Source organism: Caballeronia glathei (assembly GCF_000698595.1).
GTDB lineage: Bacteria > Pseudomonadota > Gammaproteobacteria > Burkholderiales > Burkholderiaceae > Caballeronia > Caballeronia glathei.
Window position 1 is genome coordinate 356,517 of the sequence record NZ_JFHC01000001.1, and the last position, 23,845, is coordinate 380,361.

Below are 23,845 nucleotides of genomic sequence, written 5' to 3' on the forward strand. Positions count from 1 at the left end.
CCAGGCCCGCTCACTCGGGCTTTTTCTTCGCCGCCGGCTTTCTCGCAGGGGCCTTCTTCGCGACCGCCGCGCGCTTGGGTTCACCCGCCTTTTCCTCCTTCGCACCGCCGGCCGCCCCCTGAGCGGGCGTGGGCGCGACCATTCCGGCAGGTTGCGTCATGGCGAGGCTCGCAAGCTGGTTGAACTGCGTCTGAAGCACGTTCCACCAGCCCGAAGGATCGAACGTCACCTCGTTGCCGCTTGCCTCACCCGAGGTCTTCGGCTCCTCGGGCCTGTCCGCAGCCCGCGCGGGTTCCTCGGCCGCCTTCGGCGCTTCCTTCTGCTCCGGCTTGTTCATCGGCCATCCGGGCGGTGCCTTCGGCTTCTCGGCGGGCGCCTGCGCCTTCTCCACCGATGTCTGCGCATACGCGCCGAACGCGCGCAGCGTGGCAAGCGTCGCGCGCTGCACCTCGAGCGCCTGGATTGCCGATTGCAGCATGTTCAGGTTGAGCTTGAGCCATTGCTCGACGGCGCGCATGTCGGTCACGCGCTTGTCGATTTCCTCGATGCTCGCGAGCGGCGCAAGCATGTCCGACATCATCGACAGCGACGGTCCCATGCCCTGCGCGCCGCCCGGAATCGCCGCGGCGGCAAACGGATTGAGGCGCATCAGATCCCACATTTTTTCCATCATGTCCTGTTGAGAAAAGCCGGGAAAGCCGGGGAAACTTCCAAATGGCGGCGTGCCGCCGGGGATATCGGTCATGCTCTCCTGCTCCAGATAAGCGGGACGCCGATGATCAAGGCGCGTCCCGCGGATGTTTGATCGTGCCCGCTTCAGAAGGGCGATCCGCCCGGAAAATCCGGCGGGCGCCGCTCGCGCAGCGAACGTATGCCTTCCTGCACGTCGGGCCCGGCGAAGCCCATGAACTCCAGCGCAAGCGATGCGTCAAACGCCGGGCCCGCCGAGCGCAGCCAGTTGTTCAGCGCGTACTTGGTCCAGCGGATCGCGGTCTGCGAACCCTGCGCGAGCCGGTTCGCCACTTCGATCGCCTTCGGCATCAGTTCGTTCTCTTCGACGGCAAGCGATACGAGGCCGATGCGCTCCGCCTCCTCGCCGCTCACCGGCTCGCACAGCAGCAGGTAGTACTTCGCCTTCGCCATGCCGCACAGGAGCGGCCAGATGATCGCCGCATGATCGCCCGCGGCCACGCCGAGCCGCGTGTGACCGTCGATGATGCGCGCCGACTTCGACGCAATCGAGATATCGGCGAGCAGCCCCGCCACGAGCCCCGCGCCGACCGCCGGCCCGTGCATTGCGGACACGATCGGCTTGCTGCAGTTGATCACGTTATAGACGAGATCGCGCGCCTCGCGCCAGACGCGCGTGCGCACGTCGAAATCCGCCGCCATCTCCTCGACGAGGCCGAGGTCGCCGCCCGCCGAAAAGCCCTTGCCCTCGCCGCGGATCAGCGCGACCCGCGTATCCGGATCACGGTCGATGTCGCGCCAGATTTCCGCCAGCTGGCGATGCAGCGACGCATCGGCGGTCGAGAGTCCGCTCTTGTTCGTGCCCACGCCGCTCATCACGATTTCGAGCACGCCGTGCGGATGCCGCCGCAATTCCAGCGCCGTGTAGTTCGCGTAGAAAGATAAATCGCTCATGTCGGTTGCCTCCTCGCTCATCGCTCGTGGAAAGGGCCTTCAGCGCGGCTGGTACACCCACTTTCCGTCGCGGATTTCCACCATCACGCGCGCACGCTGATCGAGGCCGATGTGATCGGTCGGCGTCATGTTGACGAGGCCGTTGGTATCGGCGAAACCCTGAGTGCCTTCCAGCGCGTCGCGCAGCGCGCGGCGGAATTCCGGCGTGCCGGGCTCGCCCGCCTTCAGCGCGACCGGCACCGCGCGATTGAGCAGCATGCCCGCGTCCCACGCATACGAGCCGAACGCCGACACCGACCCCGGCCCCTGTTTCGCCTCGTACAGCTTGATGTAGGCGAGCGCGAGGCGTTTCGCGGGATGGTCGTCGGGCAGCTGCGCGGCGACGAGCACCGGGCTCGCCGGCAGGAACGTGCCGTTGCAGTCGGCGCCGCACACGCGCAGGAAGTCGCGGTTGCCGGTGCCGTGGTTGTGATAGATCTTGCCCTTGTAGCCGCGCATGACGAGCGTCTTCGGCGGCAATGCAGCGGGCGTCCCGGCCGCGCCGACGACGACCGCATCCGGCTTCGCCGCCAGGATCTTGAGAATCTGGCCGGTCACGCTCGGATCGGTGCGGTTGAAGCGCTCGTTCGCGACCATCGTGATCTTGTGCAGCTGCGCGAACTTCGCGACCTCGACGTAGAACGTCTCGCCGAGCGCGTCGGCCTGGCCGATGTAGGCCATCGTCTTCACGCCGTGATTGCTCGCGTGCTCGGCGATGGCCGATGCCATCATCGCGTCGGTTTGCGGGGTCTTGAATACCCAGTGGCGCTTGGCGTCGACGGGCTCGATGATCTTCGACGACGACGCGAGCGAGATCATCGGCGTCGTGCCCTCGGCGACCACGTCGATCATCGCGAGCGAGTTCGGCGTGATCGAGGAACCGATGACGGCGTCAGCGTGATCTTCCGAGATCAGCTTCTTCGTGGTCTGCACGGCCTGGGTCGTGTCGGAGGCGTCGTCGAGCACGATGTAGTCGACCGGCCTTCCCCCCATTTCCTTCGGCAGCAGCGCGACGGTGTCGCGTGCGGGAATGCCGAGCGAGGCGGCGGGCCCCGTGAGCGAGAGCACCAGGCCGATCTTCACGTGCGGCGCCTGTGCGAAAGCCGCCGCCGATATCGTCATCGACACGCCCGCCACGAGGCGCCTCACCATCGATCCCCACTGACCCATCGCAAGCTCCTTTTCGTTTTGTTCTTGTCTTGTGCGCGTTTTGCGCTGCGGCAAGTGTAAGGCGGCGGGCGCTTCGGGCGCATCGGGCGAAACCCGTTGCGCCGCGCGGCACGCTCAGCCGTGCAGCGGGACGACCGCCTGATCGATCGCCCCGAAGATCGACTTGCCGGCTTCATCGAACATCTCGATCTTCACGCTGTCGCCGAACTTCATGAATTCGGTCTGCGGCGCGCCGTGCTCGATGGTTTCGAGGCACCGCTTCTCGGCGATGCAGCAATAGCCGCGCTTCGCGTCCTTGTTCGAGATCGTGCCCGAGCCGACGATCGACCCGGCGCGCAGGTTGCGCGTTTTCGCCGCATGCGCGATCAGCTGGCCGAAGTGGAACACCATGTCCGTGCCGCAATCCGGCTGGCCGACCTTGCTGCCGTTCCAGTGCACGATCATCGGGCGATGCACGCGCCCTTCGCGCCACGCGCCGCCGAGTTCGTCGGGCGTGACGGCCACCGGCGAGAACGCCGTCGCGGGCTTGCTCTGGAAGAAGCCGAAGCCCTTCGCCAGCTCGGCCGGAATCAGGTTGCGCAGCGACACGTCGTTCACGAGCATCAGCAGGCGCACCTGCCTGAGCGCGGCGTCGGGGGTCGCCGCCATCGGCACGTCGCTCGTGATCGTGGCGATCTCCGCCTCGAAGTCGATGCCGAACGCCTCGGATGCACAGACGATGTCGTCGGCCGGGCCGAGAAAGTCGTCGCTGCCGCCCTGATACATCAGCGGGTCGGTCCAGAACTCGGGCGGCATCTCGGCGCCGCGCGCACGCCGCACGAGCTCGACGTGATTCACATACGCGGAGCCGTCTGCCCACTGGAAGGCGCGCGGCAGCGGCGCCATGCACGATTTCGGGTCGAACGCGAACGCGTTGCGGGCGCGGCCCTGATTCAGCGCGTCATAGAGATCGAGCAATTGCGGCGCGTAGAAGGCCCAGTCGTCGAGCGCGCATTGCAGTGTCGGCACGATCGCATCGGCGATCGCGCCGGTGCGCAGGTCGCGCGAAACGGCGATCAGTTGTCCGTCGCGCGTGCCGTCCTTCAGCGTGGCAAGTTTCATAAAGCCTGGTGTAGTGGGTTGACGTCGGGTGACGATAAAGTAAATCTATTTTACGATGATGAATCATGGGCGGATACGCCGCCCGCCACAAACGATGGTTCAGGACGGCCCCAAGATGGCCCAAAACGCGATGCCCGCCAAATTTTCCCCTCCGGCCGACGACGCCGACGAAGCGCAGGACACCGATGACGCGGCCGATGCCGTTGAAGGCACGGAGGAAAAGTCGCGCTCGGGAATCCAGTCGATCGAAGTGGGATTTCGCCTGCTCGACGTGCTGACCAACGAGCCGCGCGCCATGATGCTGCGCGACCTCGCGCAGCGCGCCGGCATGAGCCCGGCGAAGGCGCACCGCTATCTCGTGAGTTTCCAGCGGCTCGGGCTCGCGTCGCAGGACCCGGTGTCGGGACGCTACGAACTCGGCGGCTTCGCGCTGCAGATGGGGCTTGCGCGGCTTGCACGCGTCGATGGCGTGAAGCTCGCGCGCATCGCGCTCACCGAACTGCGCGACCGGCTCGATCAGACCGTCGGCATCGCGGTGTGGGGCAATCAGGGACCGACTGTCGTGCACTGGATGGAGTCGAGCTATCCGGCGAAGGCGTCGCTCAAGCTGGGCGACGTGATGCCGCTCCTCTCCTCGGCGACGGGGCTGCTTTTCGCCGCGTATCTGCCCCGCAGCAAGACAGACGCGATGCTTCAACGCGAACTCGCCGCCACGCGGCAGTCGATGGCGGACATCGAGCCGCTGCTCGCCGAGGTGCGGGAACACGGCGCGGCGCGCGTCGAAGGCATGCTGCTGCCGACGATTCACGCGTTCTGCACGCCCGTGTTCGATTCGAACGGCGAACTGGCGCTCGGGCTCATCGCGCTCGGTCATGAAGGCGCGTTCGATACGCGCTGGGGCGGCGAAATCGACACCGAACTGCGCGAATGCGCCGGGAACCTGTCCTATCAGTTGGGGTACAAGCCCGGCGAGCGCTGAGCGTGCATCATGTGGCGCGCACGCGTTGCGTCGATGTGATTCGCGCCTGCACCGATGCAATCCCGATCGTTCGGTGAGCCAGAAGCCCGCGCGGAACATCGCTCCGACGCCGCATGTCATACGCGTTTCACCCCCACGCCACGAGCGTCCCCGAGCAAGTCGATGCCGTTTTCCCCGTTTCGCCGCCCGCGCCCCGCTTCCGAGGAGCCGCCCCGCCATGCACCCTTTTCCGCGCCCCCGCGCCGCTGGGGCCGCTGGGTGCTCGTGCTCGCAGCCGTCGCCGCGCTGCACTGGAGCGCGGCACGCTGGATCGAGCGCGGCAAGAGCGTGTCGAATCCGCCGCCCGCCGGAGATATTCCGGTGCAAGTCGAGCTGCTGACGCCGAAGCCGGTCGAACAGGCGCCACAGCCTGCGCCTCAACCCGTGCCGCCCCCTGCGCCTGCGCCGAAACCCGCACCGAAGCCGGCGCCGAAGCCCGCGCCTGTTTTGAGCGTCGAGCGACACGAAGCGGACGCGCAGGCGGCAGCGATCGCGGCAAGCGAGGCAGCCGCCGCCCAGGCCGCGTCCGAGGCCGCCGCGGCGGCCCAGGCTGCTGCAGCTCAGGCCGCGGCAGCTTCGGCCGCCGCCGCGGCGCAGGCGGCGCCGGGCGACAAATTCGACGTCCCGCCAAGCGGCGAATTGCGCTACGACACGCTCGTGAACGGCATGATGAACCAGACCGGCACGATTCACTGGACCAACGACGGCCAGCACTACGAGATGATCGTGTCGATCCCGCTGCCGTTCGTCGGTCCGTACGTCTATTCGAGCAAGGGCCACATCGACCGCTTCGGCATCGCGCCCGAGCAGTATTCCGAGCAGCGCGGCCGCCGCGCCGCCGACGTGACCATCTTCAACCGCGAAACGAAGCAGCTCGTCTACACGCGCACGCCGGCGAACCAGCCGCTCGCGGACGGCGCTCAGGACCGCTTCAGCGTCGTGATGCAGCTTGCGAGCCTCGTGCGCGGCGCGCCAGACACGTACAAACCGGGTGTCACGCGCCAGTTCAGCGTGGCGGACAACGACAGCAGCGAAATGTGGCCGATTCAGACAGTCGGCGACGAAACCGTTCAGGTGCGCGGCGGCCCCGTGACCGCGCGGCATTTCGTGCGCCTGCCGCGCCGCGAGGGCGACCGGCGGCGCCTCGACATCTGGCTCGCGCAATCGCTCGGCTGGCTGCCCGTGCGCATCGTGCAGACGGAGCCGAGCGGCATGCAGATCGAACTGCTCTGGCGCGGCAGAATCCCGACGCCCGATGCGCCGGCTGGCCTGAACGGCCCGGGCGCGTCGAACGACGCCGCTCCGGGTGGCGTCACGGCACCGGCTGCACCGGGCACGCCGGATGCGTCCCGGGAAACCGCGCCCGCGCAGCCCGACAAGCCCTGACCCTGGCACGGGCGGCGCTCGCGCCCCGACCAACCGCATTCTTTCCGGAGCCAACATGCAGGTGACGATCAACGGCATCGACACGCGTTACGTGCTTAGCAACGAAGGCGGCGGCCCCTGGCTGACGTTCATTCACCAACTGGCGGGCGACCTGTCTGTGTGGGACCAACTGGCCGGCTACTTCCGCAACGACTACACCGTGCTGCGCTACGACCTGCGCGGGCACGGCCAGACGGCGGTTTCGCCCGACGCGTTCAGCATCGCGACACTCGCCGACGACCTCGCCGAACTCCTCGACCGCCTGGGCGCGCCGAGCACGCACGTGGTCGGGCTGTCGATCGGCGGGATGGTCGCGCAGCAGTTCGCGGCGGATCATCAGGCGCGCGTCGATACGTTGACAGTGGTCGGCGCCCCGGCCTTCACGCCGGAGGAAGCGCGCCCCACATTCGGGCAGCGCGCGTCATCCGTGCGCCAAAGCGGGACTGCGAGTATTGTGGAAGTGACGCTCGAACGATGGCTCACGACGGGGTTTCGCCGTGCCCATCCGGAGGTCGTCGAGCAGATCGCGGAAACGATCGCGCGCACGCCGGCGGAGGGCTTCGCGCGAGCGGCCGAAGCGGTCCGCGACTTCGACGTGCGCGGCAGGCTTGCGTCCGTCGCCAGGCCCACGCTCGTCGTGGCGGGAAAACATGACTCGGGCACGCCGAATGCTGCGTCAAAGGTGATCGCCGACACGGTGCCCGGCGCGCGATTTGAAATACTCGACGCGGCACATTTGTCACCGATCGAAGATTCTCAGCGATTTACTGCGATTCTTGAAACATTTTTGCGGAGTTCTGTCTAAAAGAAAGCCTCGATGGGCTTTTGGCAACACGTCGAGGCCACCCCTTGAATTCCACCCCAAACGCTCCAGATATGGTGAAGGAATGCCAGGAGCAATCAGGAATAAGGAGTGTCGCCATGCAAATGATCTACAACAGCCCTAATTATTGTGTTGTCGAATTTCCGCCGCAGGACAACCACATCGCCATGAAGGCGGGTGGCTACGAGATCGTAGACAAGAACATGCAGCGGGAAATTTTCATCGACGGCGCACTGGCGGCCAGCTTTCGTGAGCATGTTCAAAAACTGATCGAGGAAGAACAGTCGCTAGAAGACGTCGACGAGTTCCTCGGCCAGTTCGACATCTTGATGAACCAGCCGGTGATCCTTCACTGACCCTTCACTGACAGCCGCGAAGAGCCCTGCGTCGACACCGTACCAGGCGACACCCCAGGATACCCCGCCGCACCGGCGGGGTTTTTCGTTTACGGCCGGCGTGGGCGCATACGTGCCGTGAACGTGCCCGCGCCCACGGCGGCACGGCGCCGCTGCGTCTACAATGTCAGCCTATTCCGATACCGGTACGAGCCTTGCCTGCCATGACCCAGACCGCCATTCCCACCGCCCCCTCGGCGGCGCGCACGCCCCGTCGCGAGCACACGCGCGGCGCCACGCTGCCCGCACTGCTGCAACAACGCATCCTGATTCTCGATGGCGCGATGGGCACGATGATCCAGCGCTACAAGCTCGACGAAGCCGCCTATCGCGGCGAGCGGTTCAAGGATTACGGGCGGGACATCAAGGGCAACAACGAACTGCTGTCGATCACGCAGCCGCAGGTGATCCGCGAGATTCACGACCAGTATCTCGCCGCGGGCGCGGACATCGTGGAAACGAACACGTTCGGCGCCACGCGCGTCGCGCAGGCCGACTACGGCATGGAGGATCTCGCCGCCGAGATGAACGCGGCGTCGGCGAAGCTCGCGCGCGAAGCCTGCGACAAATATTCGACACCGGAAAAGCCGCGCTTTGTCGCGGGCGCGATCGGGCCGACGCCGAAAACGGCGAGCATCTCGCCCGACGTGAACGATCCTGGCGCGCGCAACGTGACCTTCGACGAACTGCGCGACGCATACTACGAGCAGGCGAAGGCGCTGCTCGACGCCGGCTGCGACCTGTTTCTCGTCGAGACGATCTTCGACACGCTGAATGCAAAGGCTGCGCTCTTCGCGCTCGACCAGCTGTTCGAGGACACCGGCGAACTCGTGCCGATCATGATCTCGGGCACGGTGACGGATGCGTCGGGGCGGATTCTGTCGGGACAGACGGTCGAGGCGTTCTGGAATTCGCTGCGCCATGCGCGGCCGCTGACGTTCGGGCTCAACTGCGCGCTCGGCGCGGCGCTGATGCGCCCGTACATCGCCGAACTGGCGAAGCTCTGCGACACGTACGTCTCGTGCTATCCGAACGCGGGCCTGCCGAATCCGATGAGCGACACGGGCTTCGACGAAACGCCCGACGTAACCTCGGGCTTGCTGAAGGAGTTTGCCGAAGCGGGACTCGTGAATCTCGCGGGCGGGTGCTGCGGGACGACGCCGGAGCACATCGCGGAAATCGCCAAAGCCCTCGCCGACGTGAAGCCGCGCAAATGGCCGTCACACTATCGCGATGCCGCCTGATCACGACAACCACCCACAGCACACCATGACCGATCACACGATGCGCCTCTCCGGCCTCGAGCCGTTCAACGTCACCGACGGCTCCCTCTTCATCAACGTCGGCGAACGCACCAACGTGACCGGGTCGAAGGCGTTCGCGCGCATGATCCTGAACGGCCAGTTCGACGAAGCGCTCGCGGTCGCGCGCCAGCAGGTCGAAAACGGCGCACAGGTGATCGATATCAACATGGACGAGGCGATGCTCGATTCGAAGGCGGCCATGGTCCGCTTCCTGAATCTGATCGCGTCCGAACCGGATATCGCGCGCGTGCCGATCATGATCGACTCGTCGAAGTTCGAGGTAATCGAGGCAGGCCTGAAGTGCGTGCAGGGCAAGGCGATTGTGAATTCGATCTCGCTGAAGGAAGGCGAGGAGCCGTTCCGCCATCACGCAACGCTGATCCGCCGCTACGGCGCAGCCGCCGTGGTGATGGCCTTCGACGAGCAGGGCCAGGCCGACACCTTCCAGCGCAAGACCGAAATCTGCAAGCGCTCCTACAACTTCCTCGTGAACGAAGTCGGCTTCCCGCCCGAAGACATCATCTTCGATCCGAACATCTTCGCGATCGCGACGGGCATCGAGGAGCACAACAACTACGCCGTCGATTTCATCAACGCGACGCGCTGGATCAAGCAGAACCTGCCCTACGCGAAGGTGAGCGGCGGCGTGTCGAACGTGTCGTTCTCGTTTCGCGGCAACGATCCCGTGCGCGAGGCGATCCACACGGTGTTCCTGTATCACGCGATTCAGGCCGGCATGGACATGGGCATCGTCAATGCCGGACAACTCGGCGTCTATCAGGACCTCGATCCCGAATTGCGCGAACGCGTCGAAGACGTGGTGCTGAACCGCCGCGACGACGGCACGGACCGGCTGCTCGAAATCGCCGACAAGTTCAAGACCGGCGCCGCGAAGAAGGAAGAGAACCTCGAATGGCGCAACCAGCCGGTCGAGGCGCGGCTCTCGCATGCGCTCGTGCACGGCATCACGAACTTCATCGTCGAAGACACCGAGGAGGTGCGCGCGAAGATCGAGAAGGCGGGTGGTCGCCCGATCAACGTGATCGAGGGGCCGCTGATGGACGGCATGAACGTCGTCGGCGACCTGTTCGGCGCGGGCAAGATGTTCCTGCCGCAAGTGGTCAAGTCGGCGCGCGTAATGAAGCAGGCCGTCGCGCACCTGATCCCTTTCATCGAGGAAGAAAAGAAGCGCATGGCGGACGCCGGCGCCGACGTGCGGCCCAAAGGCAAGATCGTGATCGCCACGGTGAAGGGCGACGTGCACGACATCGGCAAGAACATCGTGTCGGTCGTGCTCCAGTGCAACAACTTCGAAGTGGTCAACATGGGCGTGATGGTGCCGTGCGCGACCATCCTCCAGAAGGCGAAGGAGGAAGGCGCGGACATCATCGGGCTCTCGGGGCTCATCACGCCGAGTCTCGAGGAAATGGCCTACGTCGCGTCGGAAATGCAGCGCGACGACTATTTCCGCGGCAAGCAGACGCCGCTTCTGATCGGCGGCGCGACGACCTCGCGCGTGCACACGGCGGTCAAGATCGCGCCCAACTACGAAGGGCCGGTGGTGTACGTGCCGGATGCGTCGCGCTCGGTGTCGGTGGCGTCGAGTCTGCTCTCCGACGAAGGCGCCGCGAAATACCTGGACGAACTGAAGTCGGACTACGACCGCATCCGCACGCAGCACGCGAACAAGAAGGCGCAGCCGATGGTGACCTACGCCGAGGCGCGCGCGAACAGGGCGAAGATCGACTGGGCGAACTACACGCCGAAGAAGCCGACGTTCATCGGCCGGCGCGTCTTCAGGAACTACGATCTGGCGGAGCTGGCGAACTACATCGACTGGGCGCCCTTCTTCCAGACCTGGGATCTGGCCGGCCCCTATCCTGCGATCCTGAACGACGAGGTCGTCGGCGAATCGGCGCGGCGCGTGTTGTCGGACGGCAAGTCTATGCTCTCGCGCATCATCCAGGGCCGCTGGCTGACGGCGAACGGCGTCCTGATGCTGCTGCCCGCGAACACGGTCAACGACGACGACATCGAGATCTACACCGACGAATCCCGCAGCGCAGTTGCGATGACGTGGCGCAACCTGCGCCAGCAGAGCGTGCGGCCCGTCGTAGACGGCGTGATGCGGCCGAACCGGTCGCTCGCGGACTTCATCGCGCCGAAGGACTCGGGCGTTGCGGACTACATCGGCCTCTTCGCGGTGACGGCGGGAATCGGCGTCGACAAGAAAGAGCAGCAGTTCGAAGCCGATCACGACGACTACAGCGCGATCATGCTGAAGGCGCTCGCTGACCGCTTCGCCGAAGCGTTCGCCGAGGCGCTGCACGCGCGCGTGCGCCGCGAGCTGTGGGGTTACGCGGCAGGCGAGACGCTCGACAACGCGGCGCTCATCGCGGAGAAGTATCGCGGCATCCGTCCGGCGCCGGGCTATCCGGCGTGTCCGGATCACCTCGTGAAAAAGGACATGTTCGACATCCTGCAAGCGGGCGAGATCGGCATGAGCGTGACCGAATCGCTCGCGATGCTCCCGGCTGCGAGCGTCTCGGGCTTCTATCTCGCGCATCCGGACAGCACGTATTTTTCGGTGGGCAAGATCGGCGACGATCAGGTGGAAAGCTTCGCGCAGCGCATGGCGCTTTCGCGGGCGGATGCCGAGCGGGCGCTCGCGCCGCTGCGCTGACCAACATACGCGCCGTGTGATAGGGAAAAACACCGCACGGCGCGGTCAGGAATTTTTGATTTCCGTAGACTGGCGCTGCGCATGTCCGTCATGGCGACGGTCACGCACCCTTTGCCTTGTCACGGAGAATGCCGAATGAAGAAGCTGACGCCCGCCGTAGCCGTTGCCGCCGCAATTCTGTTCACCTCCGGCGGCTCAGTCGCCCTCGCGCAGCAGACTGCCAGCAGCGTGTCGTCGTATTCGCCGCCGATGACCGAGCACAAGAAGAAGCCCAAGAAGAAGACCGCGAAGAAGGGCGCGAGCGCGCCTGTCGCGCCGACCAACGGCCAGAGTCAGTGAATCGCGCACGGCCAGTTGCGTCCCTGCCCGCTTTCGCCGCAAAAAAACCCGCATCGTCGCCGATGCGGGTTTTTTTAACGTCCGCTTAACTGGGCAACCCCGAACCGGGTAACCCCGCGGGCCAGCCGCCTGAGCGACGCCGGCCGCACCCGGGGCGTCATACGCCCCAGAGAATATCGGTATTCGCCTTTTGCGCGAGACGCAGCATGTCGAGGAACGGATAGGCGCGCTGCGCGAGGCCGATCGGAATCTCGTGCGGCTCGTGGCCTTCTTCGCCTTCGTGGAAATGGCCGTCGTGTTCTTCACGCTCTTTCTTGTCGACGACGACCGCCTGTTCCAGCTTCTTGATCGCTGCGGGCAATTCGTCGTGAGTGATGACGCCGCGCTCGCCAAGATGCTTGCCGATGATGCCCAGCAGATATTCCGCCAGATTTTCCAGCATCATGACGTCCGGTGCTGCGCTGGTTTTGAAGGTGATCAGCATGGCAAGGTCCTTCCTTATAGTGGGTTGTTAGCGAAACACGCCGCGCAGCAGCGCCGCGGTGAGCCGGTCTCCCTGACTACGACCCTGATTCGACATATTAGCACCTGCTAAAATCCCCTTTTAGTATCTAAGACAATTCGCATACTTGCCGACGTGTTCGATGCATCACAATCGCCGGGCCGCGCCTGAAAAGCATCTGGCGAGTGCCTGAAGCGCATTGCCGCTCGCAGGCAACAACCCGATTTCACGCTCGCGCGCACGCCCGGGACGCGCGGCGCCCACGTCGAGCCACACCACACCGGACGCGTTCCACTGGATCACAATCAGCATGCTGCCCGCACACAAACAAACCCTGGAAACGCTGCTCGGCGACGCCGTCAGGCAGGTCGCCGCCGCCACTCAAGGCGCCACCGAAGCCGCCTTCGTCGAACCGGCGATCGTGCTCGAACGCCCGAAGGTCGCCGCGCACGGCGACGTCGCGTCGAATGTCGCGATGCAGCTCGCCAAGCCGCTGCGCGCGAATCCGCGCCAGCTCGCGCAGCAGGTCGTCGATGCGGTGCTCGCCAGTCCGCTCGCGAAGGGCCTCGTCGAGAGCGCCGAAGTCGCCGGGCCCGGGTTCATCAACCTGCGTCTCTCGGCAGCGGCCAAGCAAGCCGTGGTCCCGGCCGTGCTCGCGGAAGGCGTGTCGTACGGCCGCTCGTCGCGTGAAGCCGGCAAGCGCGTGCTGGTCGAGTTCGTGTCCGCCAACCCGACCGGGCCGCTGCACGTCGGCCACGGCCGCCAGGCCACGCTCGGCGACGCCCTCTCCAACCTGCTCGCGACGCAGGGCTACGCGGTCCACCGCGAGTTCTACTACAACGACGCCGGCGTGCAGATCAACAATCTCGCGATCTCGACGCAGGCGCGCGCCCGTGGCCTGAAGCCGGGCGACGATGGCTGGCCGGAGGCCGCCTACAACGGCGAGTACATCGCCGATATCGCCCGCGATTACCTGGCTGGCGCGACTGTCGCGGCGAAGGACGGCGAGCCGGTCAAGGGCCGCGCCGACGTGGAGGATCTGGAAGCGATCCGCGTGTTCGCCGTGGCCTATCTGCGCCACGAGCAGGACATGGACCTGACCGCGTTCGGCGTCAAATTCGACCAGTTCTATCTGGAGTCGTCGCTGTACAAGGAAGGCCGCGTGGAAGCGACCGTGAACGCGCTCGTCGCCGCGGGCAAGACCTACGAGCAGGACGGCGCGCTGTGGCTGCGCACCACCGACGACGGCGACGACAAGGACCGCGTCATGCGCAAGTCCGACGGCTCGTACACCTATTTCGTGCCGGACGTCGCGTATCACGTCGCCAAATGGGAGCGCGGCTTCACGAAGGTCATCAACGTGCAGGGCTCCGACCACCACGGCACGATCGCGCGGGTGCGCGCCGGGCTGCAGGGCCTCGGTGTCGGCATTCCGAAAGGCTATCCCGACTACGTGCTGCACAAGATGGTCACGGTGATGCGCGACGGCCAGGAAGTGAAGATTTCCAAGCGCGCGGGCAATTACGTGACGGTGCGCGACCTGATCGAGTGGTCGGGCGGCATGGCGCCGGGCAGCGAAACCGCACCGGACGAACTCGACGAAGACACGATCCGCCGCGGCCGCGACGCCGTGCGCTTCTTCCTGATCTCGCGCAAGGCGGATACGGAGTTCGTGTTCGACATCGATCTCGCGCTCAAGCAGAACGACGAAAATCCGGTGTATTACGTGCAGTACGCGCATGCGCGCATCAGCACGATCCTCGCCGACTGGCAGTCGCGCTACGGCGGCGACTTGTCGCAGGCGGGGCACGCCGGTCTTGCGCCGCTCGAAAGCGAACGCGCGATGGCGCTCCTCAACAAGCTCGCCGAATATCCGGACATGCTCGCTCACGCCGCCGACGAACTGGCCCCGCACGCGGTCGCATTCTATCTGCGCGACCTCGCGGGCGAATTCCACTCGTTCTACAATGCGGAGCGCGTTCTCGTCGACGAGGAAGCGCCGCGCAACGCGCGCATTGCGCTGCTCGCGGCGACGCGTCAGGTGCTCGCGAACGGCCTGGCCACGATCGGCGTGTCCGCTCCCGTCAAGATGTAACTGTCACTCGGTGCATCGGCCTCTCCGCCTGCCGCGCAATCAGCCGCTTTCGGCGCGCGCGGGCGGCACGGCCTTGCTCTGCCCCGCTTCGGACCGCCGTTATAATCGTCGGCCATTCAGAAGACTTTTTGCAGGTGATTCATACGATGGCAAAACCACGCGGCACGTCGAAGCAGTCGAAACAGACCGGAGGCACCTTTCTCGGTATCGTGCTGGGCTTGATTGTCGGCCTTGCAATCGCAGTGATCGTGGCGCTGTACATCACGCGCGCGCCCACGCCGTTCGTGGCGAAGGTCGCGCCGCCCGCGTCCGAGTCCGGCGCCGCGCCGGCCACGGGCCAGCCCTACGACCCTAACCGTCCGCTGCAGGGCAAGACGCCGGGACAAGCCGTGCCGCCGCAGGCCGCCCAGCCCGCGCCGCCGAATACCGCGCCGGGCCAGACCACCAACCAGACGCAGTCGTCGGGCATGCTCGACGAGCCGCAGATCGTCGAGGTGCCGCCGTCGGCCAATGCGCCGAAGGCAGCTTCGCCGTCGCAGGGCGCGAGCCCGGCCATCGCGAAAAAGCCGCCGGCGAGCGCGCCTGGCGCAAACGGCACGGATACCGCCGCGGCACCGAAGACCCCGTCCGCGCCCGCCACCGCGAAGGCCACGCCGCCCGCGCCCGGCGACGCGAATACCGGCTACTTCCTGCAGGTCGGCGCCTACAAGACGCAGGCCGACGCCGAGCAGCAGCGCGCGCGGCTCGGCTTCCAGGGCTTCGAATCGAAGGTCACGCAGCGCGACGCGGGCGGCGTCACGTACTATCGCGTGCGGATCGGCCCGTTCACGAAGTTCGAGGACATGAACAACGTGCGCCAGCGCCTGTCCGACGCGGGCGTCGATACCGCCGTGATCCGTTTCTCGAAGCAATAAGCAGCGCATCGCGGACCCGCGCCCCTGAAAATTGCGGCGCGGCGCGGGTCCGACGCGCCGTTTAAGTGTGACTTAAGGGTCCTGTGTCCCACTTACGTTCCTTCCACGTTCTTCCGCCATCCCATTTTCGCCAATTCACGCACCTTCTCCGTCATCATGAAAAAACTGCTTAGTGCGCTCGCTATCTCCTTCGGTATCGCATTCGGCGCGATGGGCGCCATGAACGCGGCGCATGCCGCGCCGGTCGCCGGAAAGGACTACACGGTGCTGCAGGCGGCCCAGCCCGTCGATGCCGCCGCCGGCAAGGTCGAAGTCATCGAGTTCTTCTGGTACGGCTGCCCGCACTGCAACGAATTCGAGCCGTATCTCGAAGCATGGGCGAAGAAGCAGGGGCCGGACGTGGTGTTCAAGCGCGTGCCGGTCGCCTTCCGCGACGACTTCATCCCGCACTCTAAGCTCTACCACGCGCTCGACGCGCTCGGTCTTGCGGAAAAGCTTACGCCCGCCGTCTTCAACGAGATCCACGTGAAGAAGAACTACCTGCTGACGCCGCAGGCGCAAGCCGACTTCCTGGCGACGCAGGGCGTCGACAAGAAGAAGTTCATGGACGCGTACAACTCGTTCTCGACGCAAAGCGCGGTGCAGCGCGACGCGAAGCTCCTGCAGGACTACAAGATCGACGGCGTGCCGACCCTCGCCGTGCAGGGCAAGTACGAGACCGGCCCGGCCGCGACGAACAGCCTGCCGGGCACGATCCAGGTGCTCGACTTCCTGGTCGAGCAGGTTCGCGCAAAGAAGATGTGAACCCGAATGCCGCCACGGACGCCGGCGCGAACGCCGCCCGGCTGAAGGTTTTCATTACCGGCGCGTCCAGCGGCATCGGCCTCGCGCTCGCCGAGGAATATGTCCGGCGCGGGGCCGCTGTCGGCCTCGTCGCCCGGCGCGCCGACGCTCTCGCGGCGTTCGCCGCACGCTTTCCCCACGCCCCCATTTCGATCTATCCCGCCGACGTGCGCGATGCCACCACGCTCGCCGACGCCGCCGCGCGCTTCGTCGCCGGGCATGGCCCGGTGGACGTCGTGATCGCGAACGCGGGCATCTCCCGCGGCGCGCTGACCGGCCACGGCGATCTCGACACGTTCCGCGACGTGATGAACATCAACTATTACGGCATGGTCGCGACGTTCGAGCCGTTCGTCCCGGCGATGACCGCCGCGCGGCGCGGCACGCTCGTCGGCATCGCGAGCGTGGCGGGCGTGCGCGGGCTGCCGGGATCGGGCGCGTACAGCGCGTCGAAGGCGGCGGCGGCGCGGTATCTCGAAGCGCTGCGCGTGGAGATGCGCCCGCTGGGCGTATCGGTGGTGACGATCGCGCCGGGCTACGTGCGCTCGGAAATGACGGCGCACAATCCGTACCGGATGCCGTTCCTGATGGACGCCAGCACGTTCGCGCGCAAGACCGCCGACGCGATCGAGCGCAAGGCGCGCTACGCCACCTTTCCCTGGCAGATGCGCGTGGCGGGCGCGCTGCTGCACGCGACCCCGCGCTGGCTCTACGACATGCTCTTCGAAAAGGCGCCGCGCAAGCCGCGCAAAGGCGACGCGTCGCACTAGCATCGCGTGAAATGAAAAACCCGGCCGATGCTGGCGGCATCGGCCGGGTCTCGTCCTGACCGCTTCCTTCAGAACGCCACGTACGGCGTGCTTGTTCCCGGCAGGTCGAAGCCGAAATAGACGTGCCTGCCGTAGAAGAACGGCAGGCCGAAGTCGAAGAAGCGCGAGTCGCCGAAACTTCCGCCCAGGCTGTCGAATGCGAACTTCCCGCCGCCCGACGTGAGCGCGAGCGCGCTCACCACGCTGAAGTTCACGGTGCCCGTCGTGCCGTCGAGTCCGCGGATTCCCGTGGACAGCGCGAGTTCCGAAGCCGGGCAGTAGAACCTCGACGACGAGCAGAAGGCAATCGTGCTGTCGACGAAGAAATTGCCGTTCGAGCCGGAATCGAAGAACGTCGTCGGCGACGTGTTCTTGTAGGTGCCGAACAGGTTGCCGAAGCCGTCGGTTGCGAAGGTGGTCACGCCGGTGCGCGCGTTGTTGCTCTGCGTGCCGATGCCGAACACGAGCGTGCCGGTCGCCGACGCCGCGCCGTTGTCGGGAATCGGCGGCATCGTCACGATCACGCCGTTGTTGTTCACGGCGAAGCGCGTGACCGGATTCACGACCTGCTGCGCGAGCGGCGCGCTCGTCAGCGTACAGTTCGCGCCGTTCGGGCACGAGTAGTACATGCTGTCCGCCGCGTTGAGGCAGGACGTGCCGCAATCGAAGGTCGCGGTGCCCACGCCGAGGATGCCGTTCGCGCCGATGTCGGCCGTCGTGCGCTCATTGCTGCCGTTCACGCAGCCGGTGGCGGGCACGGTCGATGTCGCGAGATCGCCGATGATCTGGATCGGAATGTTGCTCGCTACCTCGGTGCCGATCTTCACGTCGGCCTGGCGCACCGTGCCCCAGGTGAAGCCGTCGGCGAACTGCGTGCATTCGGCGAGCTGGCCGCCCGCCTGCGCCCTGCTCACCGGCAGGCTGCCGAGCACCTGCTGCGCCGCGCCGCTTACGAGCCGCAGGCCGTACGAGCCGGTGTCGAGCTGGATGTTGTCGATGGTCTGGCAGGTCGTCGTGCCGGGCGCGCAGACCGTGACCGAGACATTCGGGATATTCACGAATTTCGCCGCCCCGGCGTTGACGGTGATGGGCACGGCGTTCGAGCCGTTCGCCGGGATCGGCTGGCTGTTCGCGTTGCTCGCCGAGCCGCCGCCCGAGCCGCCGCCGGAGCCACCCGAACCGCCCGATCCGCTGCCGGAACTGCTGCTCGAACTGTCGCCGCCGCCACCGCCGCACGCCCCGAGCGCGAGCACGACGAACAACGTGGTCAGCCAGCGCACGAAGCGCATGGAACGGCGGGAGGATGGGTCGATGCTGAAGGGCGTCGGACGCATGTGCGGGTCTCCGTCCGTTATTGGATGTCGCTGCCGCTGACGCCGGCGGGGAGTGCTTCAGGCAGGTAGGCCGTGCCGACGAACGAACCCATGTGGCCGCCCGAATGCACGACGAGCCCGGAATCCTGCACGCTCACGGGCCCGCGGCTGCCGCGCGCCGCACGCTGCGCGTTCAGGCCCTGCAGGTACTGCGGGAAATAGCTGCCGAGCAGGCTCGGCATGTCAGGCATCTGGCGCCCCTGCCACGCGATGCCGAACACGACGCCGTCCGCCGATACGTATTCGTTCACCACCGTGCCATTGCCGAGCGTCGTGCTGCGCACCGTGTAGGACGCGGGCGTAGCCGGCATCGACGTGCCGGACGCCGGTGCCGACGCCTGCACGGCCGCCCGTGCGACCGCCTGGTTCGACGTGGCGCCGGGCGGCGTCGCCATCGGAGCGCCGCCGAGCACGGCGTGCGCCGGCGCCGCGGCAAGCACGGCGCCGAGACCGGCCAGCCTGGCGAGCACTGCGGCCAGGCGGCGCTTGCGGGAATGAATCGCTTGCTTCACTTCGTCTCCTCTGTGTTTCGCCGGCCATGGGCTGGGGCCGGGGAGTGGATGACCCCTCGAACGTCCATGATGCCCCATCATCGCGACAGAAGGATGTAACAGATTGCAGTATGCCAGCCCCGCCCGGCCGTCCCGAGTCTGGAAGCGCACGCCGCCCGAGCGGTTTGTCAGGCGGGCCGTGCGAGGAGAAGCCGAGCCGGAAAAACGAGGAGCCGCACTGCCGTGCGGCCCCGCGCGATGCGTCGAAGCGACAGAGACAAGACGAAGGCGCGGGCTAGAAGCCGAGGCTCGCGAGCAGATCGTCGACCTGCGACTGGTCCTGGACCACATCGGTGCGGCCTTCAGGATTGATCTGCGGGCCGTTCAACAGCGTATCGGGACTGCCGCTCGCCGAGACCAGCGCCGCCGCCGACGCCGCGAACTGCTCGCGCCGCTCCGGCGCGATGTTTTCGAGCAGCACGCCGAGCAGTTGCTGCTCGATCAGATACACGACGTCCGTAATCTTCTTGATGACCTGCCCCGTCAGATCCTGGAAATCCTGCGCAAGCATGATCTCGAGCAACTGCGTGTTGGTCGCCTGCGTGGTTTCCGGCACCTGCTGGAGAAAGCCGCGCGTATCGGCGATCAGCGCGCCCGCCTCGGCGCGGCCGAGCGGCGCCTCGTACCACTGCCCCCAGCGCGCGTCGAGCGATTGCGCGTCGCGCTGCATCGCTTCCTGCATCGGCTTGGCGAGTTCGATCGCGGTGAGCGCGCGCTCGGCGGCCTGCTCGGTCATCGTTGCGACGTACTTCAGCCGGTCGCGGGCGTCGGGCACCATTTGCGCGGCGGCCTCGACCTGCTTGTCAAGGCCGAGTTCGCGCATCGAGTCGCGCAGCGTGCGCGTCAGCTGGCCGATGCGCGCGAGGATGCGGTCACTCGACGTGTCGCCGTCGCTTTCGACGGTGGCGGCCGCGAGTTCGCTTTGATTGGTCAGATCGTTCACGATCAGCTCCCGGCTTTGGCCATCTTCTCGAGAATCTTGGTGAGCTTCTCGTCGAGCGTGGCGGCCGTGAACGGCTTCACCACGTAGCCGCTCGCGCCGGCCTGCGCCGCCGCGATGATGTTTTCCTTCTTCGATTCCGCCGTCACCATCAACACCGGAAGATGCGCGAGCGTCGCGTCGGCGCGGATCTGCTGGAGCATCGCGAGGCCGTCGAGGTTCGGCATGTTCCAGTCGGAGATCACGAATTCGAAGCCGCCGCCGCGCAGGCGGGCGAGTCCGGCGGCGCCGTCCTCGGCTTCATCGACGTTCGAATAGCCCAGTTCCTTCAGCAGGTTGCGCACGATACGGCGCATCGTCGGGAAGTCGTCCACGACGAGGATCTTCATGTTCTTGTCCATCATCACTCACTCCAGTGTGTTCTCAATACGGCTTCTCGCCGCGTTCCATTCGAATTCCTGCGCCGCCGCTCAGACGCGCTGCACGCGTTCGCCCATCGACGCGAGCCGCGCCATCACGCGCCGGCTCATTTCCGCGAGCGGCGCGATCTCGCTCACGCCGCCTGCTGCTATCGCCTCGCGCGGCATGCCGAACACCACGCAGCTCGCCTCGTCCTGCGCGAACGTCCAGGCGCCCGCCTGCTGCATGTCGAGCAGGCCCGCGGCGCCGTCGCGGCCCATGCCGGTCAGGATCACGCCGAGCGCGTTCTTGCCCGCATGCTGCGCCGCCGAGCGAAACAGCACGTCCACCGACGGCCGGTGCCGGTTCACCGGCGGCGCATCCGACAGGTGCGCAACATAGTTCGCCCCGCTTCGCGCGAGCACGAGGTGAGCGTGGCCCGGCGCGATATACGCATGGCCCGGCAATACGCGCTCGCCGTGCTCGGCCTCCTTCACCGCGATGCGGCACAAGCCGTTCAGGCGCTGCGCGAACGACTTCGTGAAGCCGGGCGGCATGTGCTGCGCGATCATGACCGCGGGCGCGTCGGGCGGCAACGGCACGAGCAGTTCGCGGATCGCTTCGGTGCCGCCCGTCGAGGCGCCGACGATGATCAGCTTCTCCGTGCTCACGAGCGGGTTGTTGAAGAGCGGCGCGGGCTTCGCCAGCACGCCCGCCGCGCCGCCCGCCGCGTGGGCGGCATGCGGCGTCTGCCGCACGCGCGCGCGCGACGCCGCGCGCACCTTGTCGGCGAGCTTCTCCGCGTAGTCGAGCATGCCGTCACGGATGCCGACGCGCGGTTTCGTCACGAAATCCACCGCGCCCAGTTCGAGCGCGCGCAGCGTGATTTCCGAGCCGCGCTCCGTCAACGACGACACCATCACGACCGGCATCGGCCGCAGGCGCATCAGCTTTTCCAGAAAGTCGAGGCCGTCCATGCGCGGCATTTCGACATCGAGCGTCAGGACGTCCGGGTTGTGCTGCTTGATCAGTTCGCGCGCGACGAGCGGATCGGGCGCGGTCGCGCACACGTGCATGTCGGGTTGCGAATTGATGATCTCCGTCATCAGGCTGCGCACGAGCGCCGAATCGTCGACGCACAGCACCTTGATCTTGTGCCCTGCATGCTGGGTCGTGGTCATGCTTCCTCCGCCGTCTTCGTGCTGCGCTCGCTGCGCGCGATGACGCTCGCGCCCGCCCCGAACAATTCGATGCGCGGCTTCGCGGCCGCCTTTGCGGTACCGGCGGGTTCCGCGCGCTGCGCCGGCGCGCCAGACAGTTCGATGCGCGCCTTCGCGGCGGCCACGCCCGCCTGATTGAACAACTCCACGCGCGCCCGCGCCCGCGCGAGCCGTTCCGCCCGCTCTTCCGGCGTGCGGGTGGCGAGCGCCTGCTCGCGCTCGACGACGCTCGGGTCCTGCTGCGTCTTCAGCTTCTTGACCATCACCTGACCGGTGCGCGGCATGAACGCGACCTTGCGCGGATACATGCCCTGCAGGTCTTCCGCGACGATGCGGATCTTTTCCAGCGCGAGATAGCGCCGCACGAACTCCGAGTTCCGGTCGCCGATGTTGATAGTCGTCATGCCCGCGAGCACCGCGCCGCCGCCGAACACCTTCGCCTCGAAGCGCTCGCGCCGTCCGCCGCGCTTGATGAGTTCGTTGATGAGCACTTCCATCGCGTAGGCGCCATAGCGCATCGAATCCGACGATGCGTACGACGCGTCCGAGCCGTCGTCGGGCAGCATGAAGTGATTCATGCCGCCGATGCCCGCGGTGCGGTCGTTGATGCACGCCGCGACGCACGAGCCGAGCACGGTGACGAGCACCATGTCCTCGCTCGTCATGTAGAACTCGTTCGGCAGGAGCTTCACGCCGGGTTTCTGGAAATGCGTGTCGAAGTAGAGATTCGACGCGATCGGCAGCCCGCTCATGCGACTTCCCCGGCGAGCGCGCGCGCGTTTCTCGGCGCGGCCGCACCTTTCGCGTCGCCCGCGAGTTCGTATACGGTCTGGCCGCGCAGCCTGAACGCCTGCGTCACGTAGGTAAAGTTCTCCGAGTGCCCGGCAAAGAGCAGCGCGCCCGGCTTCATCAGCGGCTCGAAACGCGTGAGCACTTGCGCCTGCGTCGGCTTGTCGAAATAGATCATCACGTTGCGGCAGAAGATCGCGTCGAACGGGCTCCTCAGGTTGTAGTTCGCCTCGGTGAGATTCAGGCGCTCGAACTTCACGAGCGCGCGCACTTCCGGGCGCACCTTCACGAGCCCGGCGTGCGCGCCCGTGCCCTTCAGGAAGAAGCGCTTCAGGCGCTCCGTGCTCAGGTGCTTGACCTGATCGAGTGAATACACGCCCGCGTCGGCCTTGGCGAGCACCTGGCTGTCGATATCCGTGGACAGCACGCTGCACTGGCGTGCGGCGTGATCGCCGAGCGCTTCGATCAGCGTCATCGCGATCGAGTACGGCTCTTCTCCGGTCGATGCCGCCGAGCACCACACCGACACCGGCTGCTGACGCCCTTTCACGAAGTCCGCGAGGATCGGAAAGTGATGCGACTCGCGAAAGAACGCCGTGAGGTTGGTGGTCAGCGCGTTGACGAAGGCTTCCCATTCGTCGCTCTCCTGCTGCGCTTCGAGCCGGTCGAGATACTGCCTGAACGTATCGATGCCGCACGCGCGAAGGCGCCGCGCAAGGCGGCTGTACGCCATGTCGCGCTTGTGATCGGACAGCGAGATGCCCGCGCGCCGGTGAATCAGCTCGCGGATGCGGGCGAAGTCCGCCGCTGTGAATTCGAAATCGCGTTCGACATCCGAGGTCCTCGGACGCTCATTCGTGTCGATGCGTGCCTGGCGCGTTGCCATCATGATGCCTCGTTGCTGCCTCGTCCTCGATCGCGCACTGCCGCCGCGATGCTGGTTTTCAACGGCCATGCGGCCCGATGCGTGTTGCGTTCGCGCGCTTCGATGAATCGCCCGCTGCTGGACGAGATGCCGAAAGCCTGCATGGTCGTGTCACACTGCCTTAGAAGGTTTCCCAGTCGCCGTCGGCGGCGATGGCGGCTCGCGCCGTGCGGGTTGCCGCGGCCGGCGCCGCGGCGGCGGATGCCGCCGTCGTGCGCGGCTTCGCGCTCGCCGCCCCTGTCACCTGCCCTGTCACCCGCCCTGTTACATGATTAACGGCGCGAATCGCAGCGACGTTAGGCTCGGATGCAACTTTCGCAGCATCGTCCCGCCTGGCTGCTTTGAGCGGCGCCGGCTCGATGCGCGGTGCGGCGCCGTTCAGGCGCGCCGCCGCCACGGCCGCGCTCGGCTTCGCCGCGCCGCGCGCGGGCGCTGCGCCCTCGATCTGCCACTGGCTGACCACGTCCTTCAGTTGACGCGTCTGGTCTTCGAGCGACGCTGCGGCGGCCGCCGCCTGCTCGACGAGCGCCGCGTTCTGCTGCGT

23 protein-coding genes and 1 pseudogene are annotated in these 23,845 nt (G+C 66.4%); 11 read left to right on the forward strand and 13 right to left on the reverse strand.

The window, feature by feature from the left end; genetic code table 11:
- Positions 1-10: 10 nt before the first annotated feature.
- From BG61_RS01695 to BG61_RS01710, 4 genes are all read right to left on the reverse strand, one after another.
- Positions 11-745: a PhaM family polyhydroxyalkanoate granule multifunctional regulatory protein gene (locus tag BG61_RS01695; RefSeq protein WP_035941459.1), complete on the reverse strand. Its 735-nt coding sequence runs from the start codon at positions 743-745 to the stop codon at positions 11-13.
- 71 nt (positions 746-816) lie between these two features.
- Complete coding sequence (locus BG61_RS01700) at positions 817-1,644, reverse strand: enoyl-CoA hydratase/isomerase family protein (protein WP_035941542.1); 828 nt, start codon at positions 1,642-1,644, stop codon at positions 817-819.
- 39 nt (positions 1,645-1,683) lie between these two features.
- Entirely contained in the window at positions 1,684-2,835 is a 1,152-nt protein-coding gene (locus BG61_RS01705) for an ABC transporter substrate-binding protein (RefSeq protein WP_370818115.1), read from the reverse strand.
- A 132-nt stretch (positions 2,836-2,967) separates the two neighbouring features.
- A complete protein-coding gene (locus BG61_RS01710) occupies positions 2,968-3,954 on the reverse strand; it encodes a fumarylacetoacetate hydrolase family protein (RefSeq protein ID WP_035941462.1) in 987 nt (328 codons plus the stop codon).
- Between the two features lie 94 nt (positions 3,955-4,048).
- Between BG61_RS01710 and BG61_RS01715 the strand changes: the two genes are divergently transcribed.
- From BG61_RS01715 to BG61_RS01745, 7 genes are all read left to right on the forward strand, one after another.
- A complete protein-coding gene (locus tag BG61_RS01715; RefSeq protein ID WP_370818111.1) occupies positions 4,049-4,933 on the forward strand; it encodes an IclR family transcriptional regulator in 885 nt (294 codons plus the stop codon).
- Positions 4,934-5,095: 162 nt separating this feature from the next.
- Positions 5,096-6,358: a DUF3108 domain-containing protein gene (locus BG61_RS01720; protein ID WP_035941463.1), complete on the forward strand. Its 1,263-nt coding sequence runs from the start codon at positions 5,096-5,098 to the stop codon at positions 6,356-6,358.
- A 55-nt stretch (positions 6,359-6,413) separates the two neighbouring features.
- Entirely contained in the window at positions 6,414-7,202 is a 789-nt protein-coding gene (locus tag BG61_RS01725) for an alpha/beta fold hydrolase (protein ID WP_035941464.1), read from the forward strand.
- 116 nt (positions 7,203-7,318) lie between these two features.
- Positions 7,319-7,576: a BTH_I0359 family protein gene (locus BG61_RS01730; protein ID WP_035941465.1), complete on the forward strand. Its 258-nt coding sequence runs from the start codon at positions 7,319-7,321 to the stop codon at positions 7,574-7,576.
- Between the two features lie 203 nt (positions 7,577-7,779).
- Positions 7,780-8,859 (forward strand): homocysteine S-methyltransferase family protein, encoded by a 1,080-nt coding sequence (locus BG61_RS01735; protein ID WP_035941466.1) that lies wholly within the window; start codon positions 7,780-7,782, stop codon positions 8,857-8,859.
- Positions 8,860-8,884: 25 nt separating this feature from the next.
- Positions 8,885-11,602, forward strand: a complete 2,718-nt coding sequence (gene metH / locus BG61_RS01740; RefSeq protein WP_075584110.1) for a methionine synthase — start codon at positions 8,885-8,887, stop codon at positions 11,600-11,602.
- A gap of 135 nt (positions 11,603-11,737) precedes the next feature.
- Positions 11,738-11,941 carry a hypothetical protein gene (locus BG61_RS01745; RefSeq protein WP_035941468.1) on the forward strand — a complete coding sequence of 68 codons (204 nt, stop codon included), beginning with the start codon at positions 11,738-11,740 and terminating at the stop codon, positions 11,939-11,941.
- A gap of 157 nt (positions 11,942-12,098) precedes the next feature.
- Here BG61_RS01745 and BG61_RS01750 read toward each other — a convergent pair whose 3' ends face one another.
- The gene (locus tag BG61_RS01750; RefSeq protein WP_035941470.1) at positions 12,099-12,425 is read right to left on the reverse strand and encodes a DUF1840 domain-containing protein; all 327 of its coding nucleotides are present in this window, start codon (positions 12,423-12,425) and stop codon (positions 12,099-12,101) included.
- Between the two features lie 328 nt (positions 12,426-12,753).
- Between BG61_RS01750 and argS the strand changes: the two genes are divergently transcribed.
- The 4 genes from argS to BG61_RS01770 all read left to right on the forward strand — a co-directional run bounded on the left by argS (position 12,754) and on the right by BG61_RS01770 (position 17,065).
- The gene (gene argS, locus BG61_RS01755; RefSeq protein ID WP_035941547.1) at positions 12,754-14,538 is read left to right on the forward strand and encodes an arginine--tRNA ligase; all 1,785 of its coding nucleotides are present in this window, start codon (positions 12,754-12,756) and stop codon (positions 14,536-14,538) included.
- A gap of 146 nt (positions 14,539-14,684) precedes the next feature.
- Positions 14,685-15,452: an SPOR domain-containing protein gene (locus tag BG61_RS01760; RefSeq protein ID WP_035941549.1), complete on the forward strand. Its 768-nt coding sequence runs from the start codon at positions 14,685-14,687 to the stop codon at positions 15,450-15,452.
- Positions 15,453-15,608: 156 nt separating this feature from the next.
- Positions 15,609-16,256 carry a thiol:disulfide interchange protein DsbA/DsbL gene (locus tag BG61_RS01765; RefSeq protein WP_035941472.1) on the forward strand — a complete coding sequence of 216 codons (648 nt, stop codon included), beginning with the start codon at positions 15,609-15,611 and terminating at the stop codon, positions 16,254-16,256.
- A 41-nt stretch (positions 16,257-16,297) separates the two neighbouring features.
- On the forward strand, positions 16,298-17,065 hold the full coding sequence (locus BG61_RS01770) for an SDR family oxidoreductase (protein WP_035941551.1): 768 nt from the start codon (positions 16,298-16,300) through the stop codon (positions 17,063-17,065).
- A 68-nt stretch (positions 17,066-17,133) separates the two neighbouring features.
- Here the strand turns inward: BG61_RS01770 and BG61_RS01775 are convergent, their stop codons facing one another.
- The 8 genes and pseudogenes from BG61_RS01775 to BG61_RS43165 all read right to left on the reverse strand — a co-directional run.
- Complete coding sequence (locus BG61_RS01775) at positions 17,134-18,438, reverse strand: DUF3443 domain-containing protein (protein ID WP_081867958.1); 1,305 nt, start codon at positions 18,436-18,438, stop codon at positions 17,134-17,136.
- A gap of 17 nt (positions 18,439-18,455) precedes the next feature.
- A complete protein-coding gene (locus BG61_RS01780) occupies positions 18,456-18,989 on the reverse strand; it encodes a DUF2844 domain-containing protein (protein WP_370818112.1) in 534 nt (177 codons plus the stop codon).
- Positions 18,990-19,263: 274 nt separating this feature from the next.
- Positions 19,264-19,962 (reverse strand): protein phosphatase CheZ, encoded by a 699-nt coding sequence (gene cheZ, locus BG61_RS01785; RefSeq protein WP_051672212.1) that lies wholly within the window; start codon positions 19,960-19,962, stop codon positions 19,264-19,266.
- An 11-nt stretch (positions 19,963-19,973) separates the two neighbouring features.
- A complete protein-coding gene (gene cheY, locus BG61_RS01790) occupies positions 19,974-20,369 on the reverse strand; it encodes a chemotaxis response regulator CheY (protein WP_035941555.1) in 396 nt (131 codons plus the stop codon).
- A 69-nt stretch (positions 20,370-20,438) separates the two neighbouring features.
- Positions 20,439-21,548: a protein-glutamate methylesterase/protein-glutamine glutaminase gene (locus BG61_RS01795; RefSeq protein WP_035941477.1), complete on the reverse strand. Its 1,110-nt coding sequence runs from the start codon at positions 21,546-21,548 to the stop codon at positions 20,439-20,441.
- A complete protein-coding gene (gene cheD, locus BG61_RS01800; protein ID WP_035941479.1) occupies positions 21,545-22,339 on the reverse strand; it encodes a chemoreceptor glutamine deamidase CheD in 795 nt (264 codons plus the stop codon). The genes BG61_RS01795 and cheD overlap by 4 nt, the downstream gene beginning before the upstream one ends.
- Positions 22,336-23,265, reverse strand: coding sequence for a CheR family methyltransferase (locus BG61_RS01805; protein ID WP_035941480.1), 930 nt, complete (start codon positions 23,263-23,265; stop codon positions 22,336-22,338). Before BG61_RS01805 ends, cheD begins: the two co-directional genes overlap by 4 nt.
- Before the next feature lie 157 nt (positions 23,266-23,422).
- Positions 23,423-23,845: pseudogene (locus tag BG61_RS43165) on the reverse strand (methyl-accepting chemotaxis protein); the annotation flags it as partial.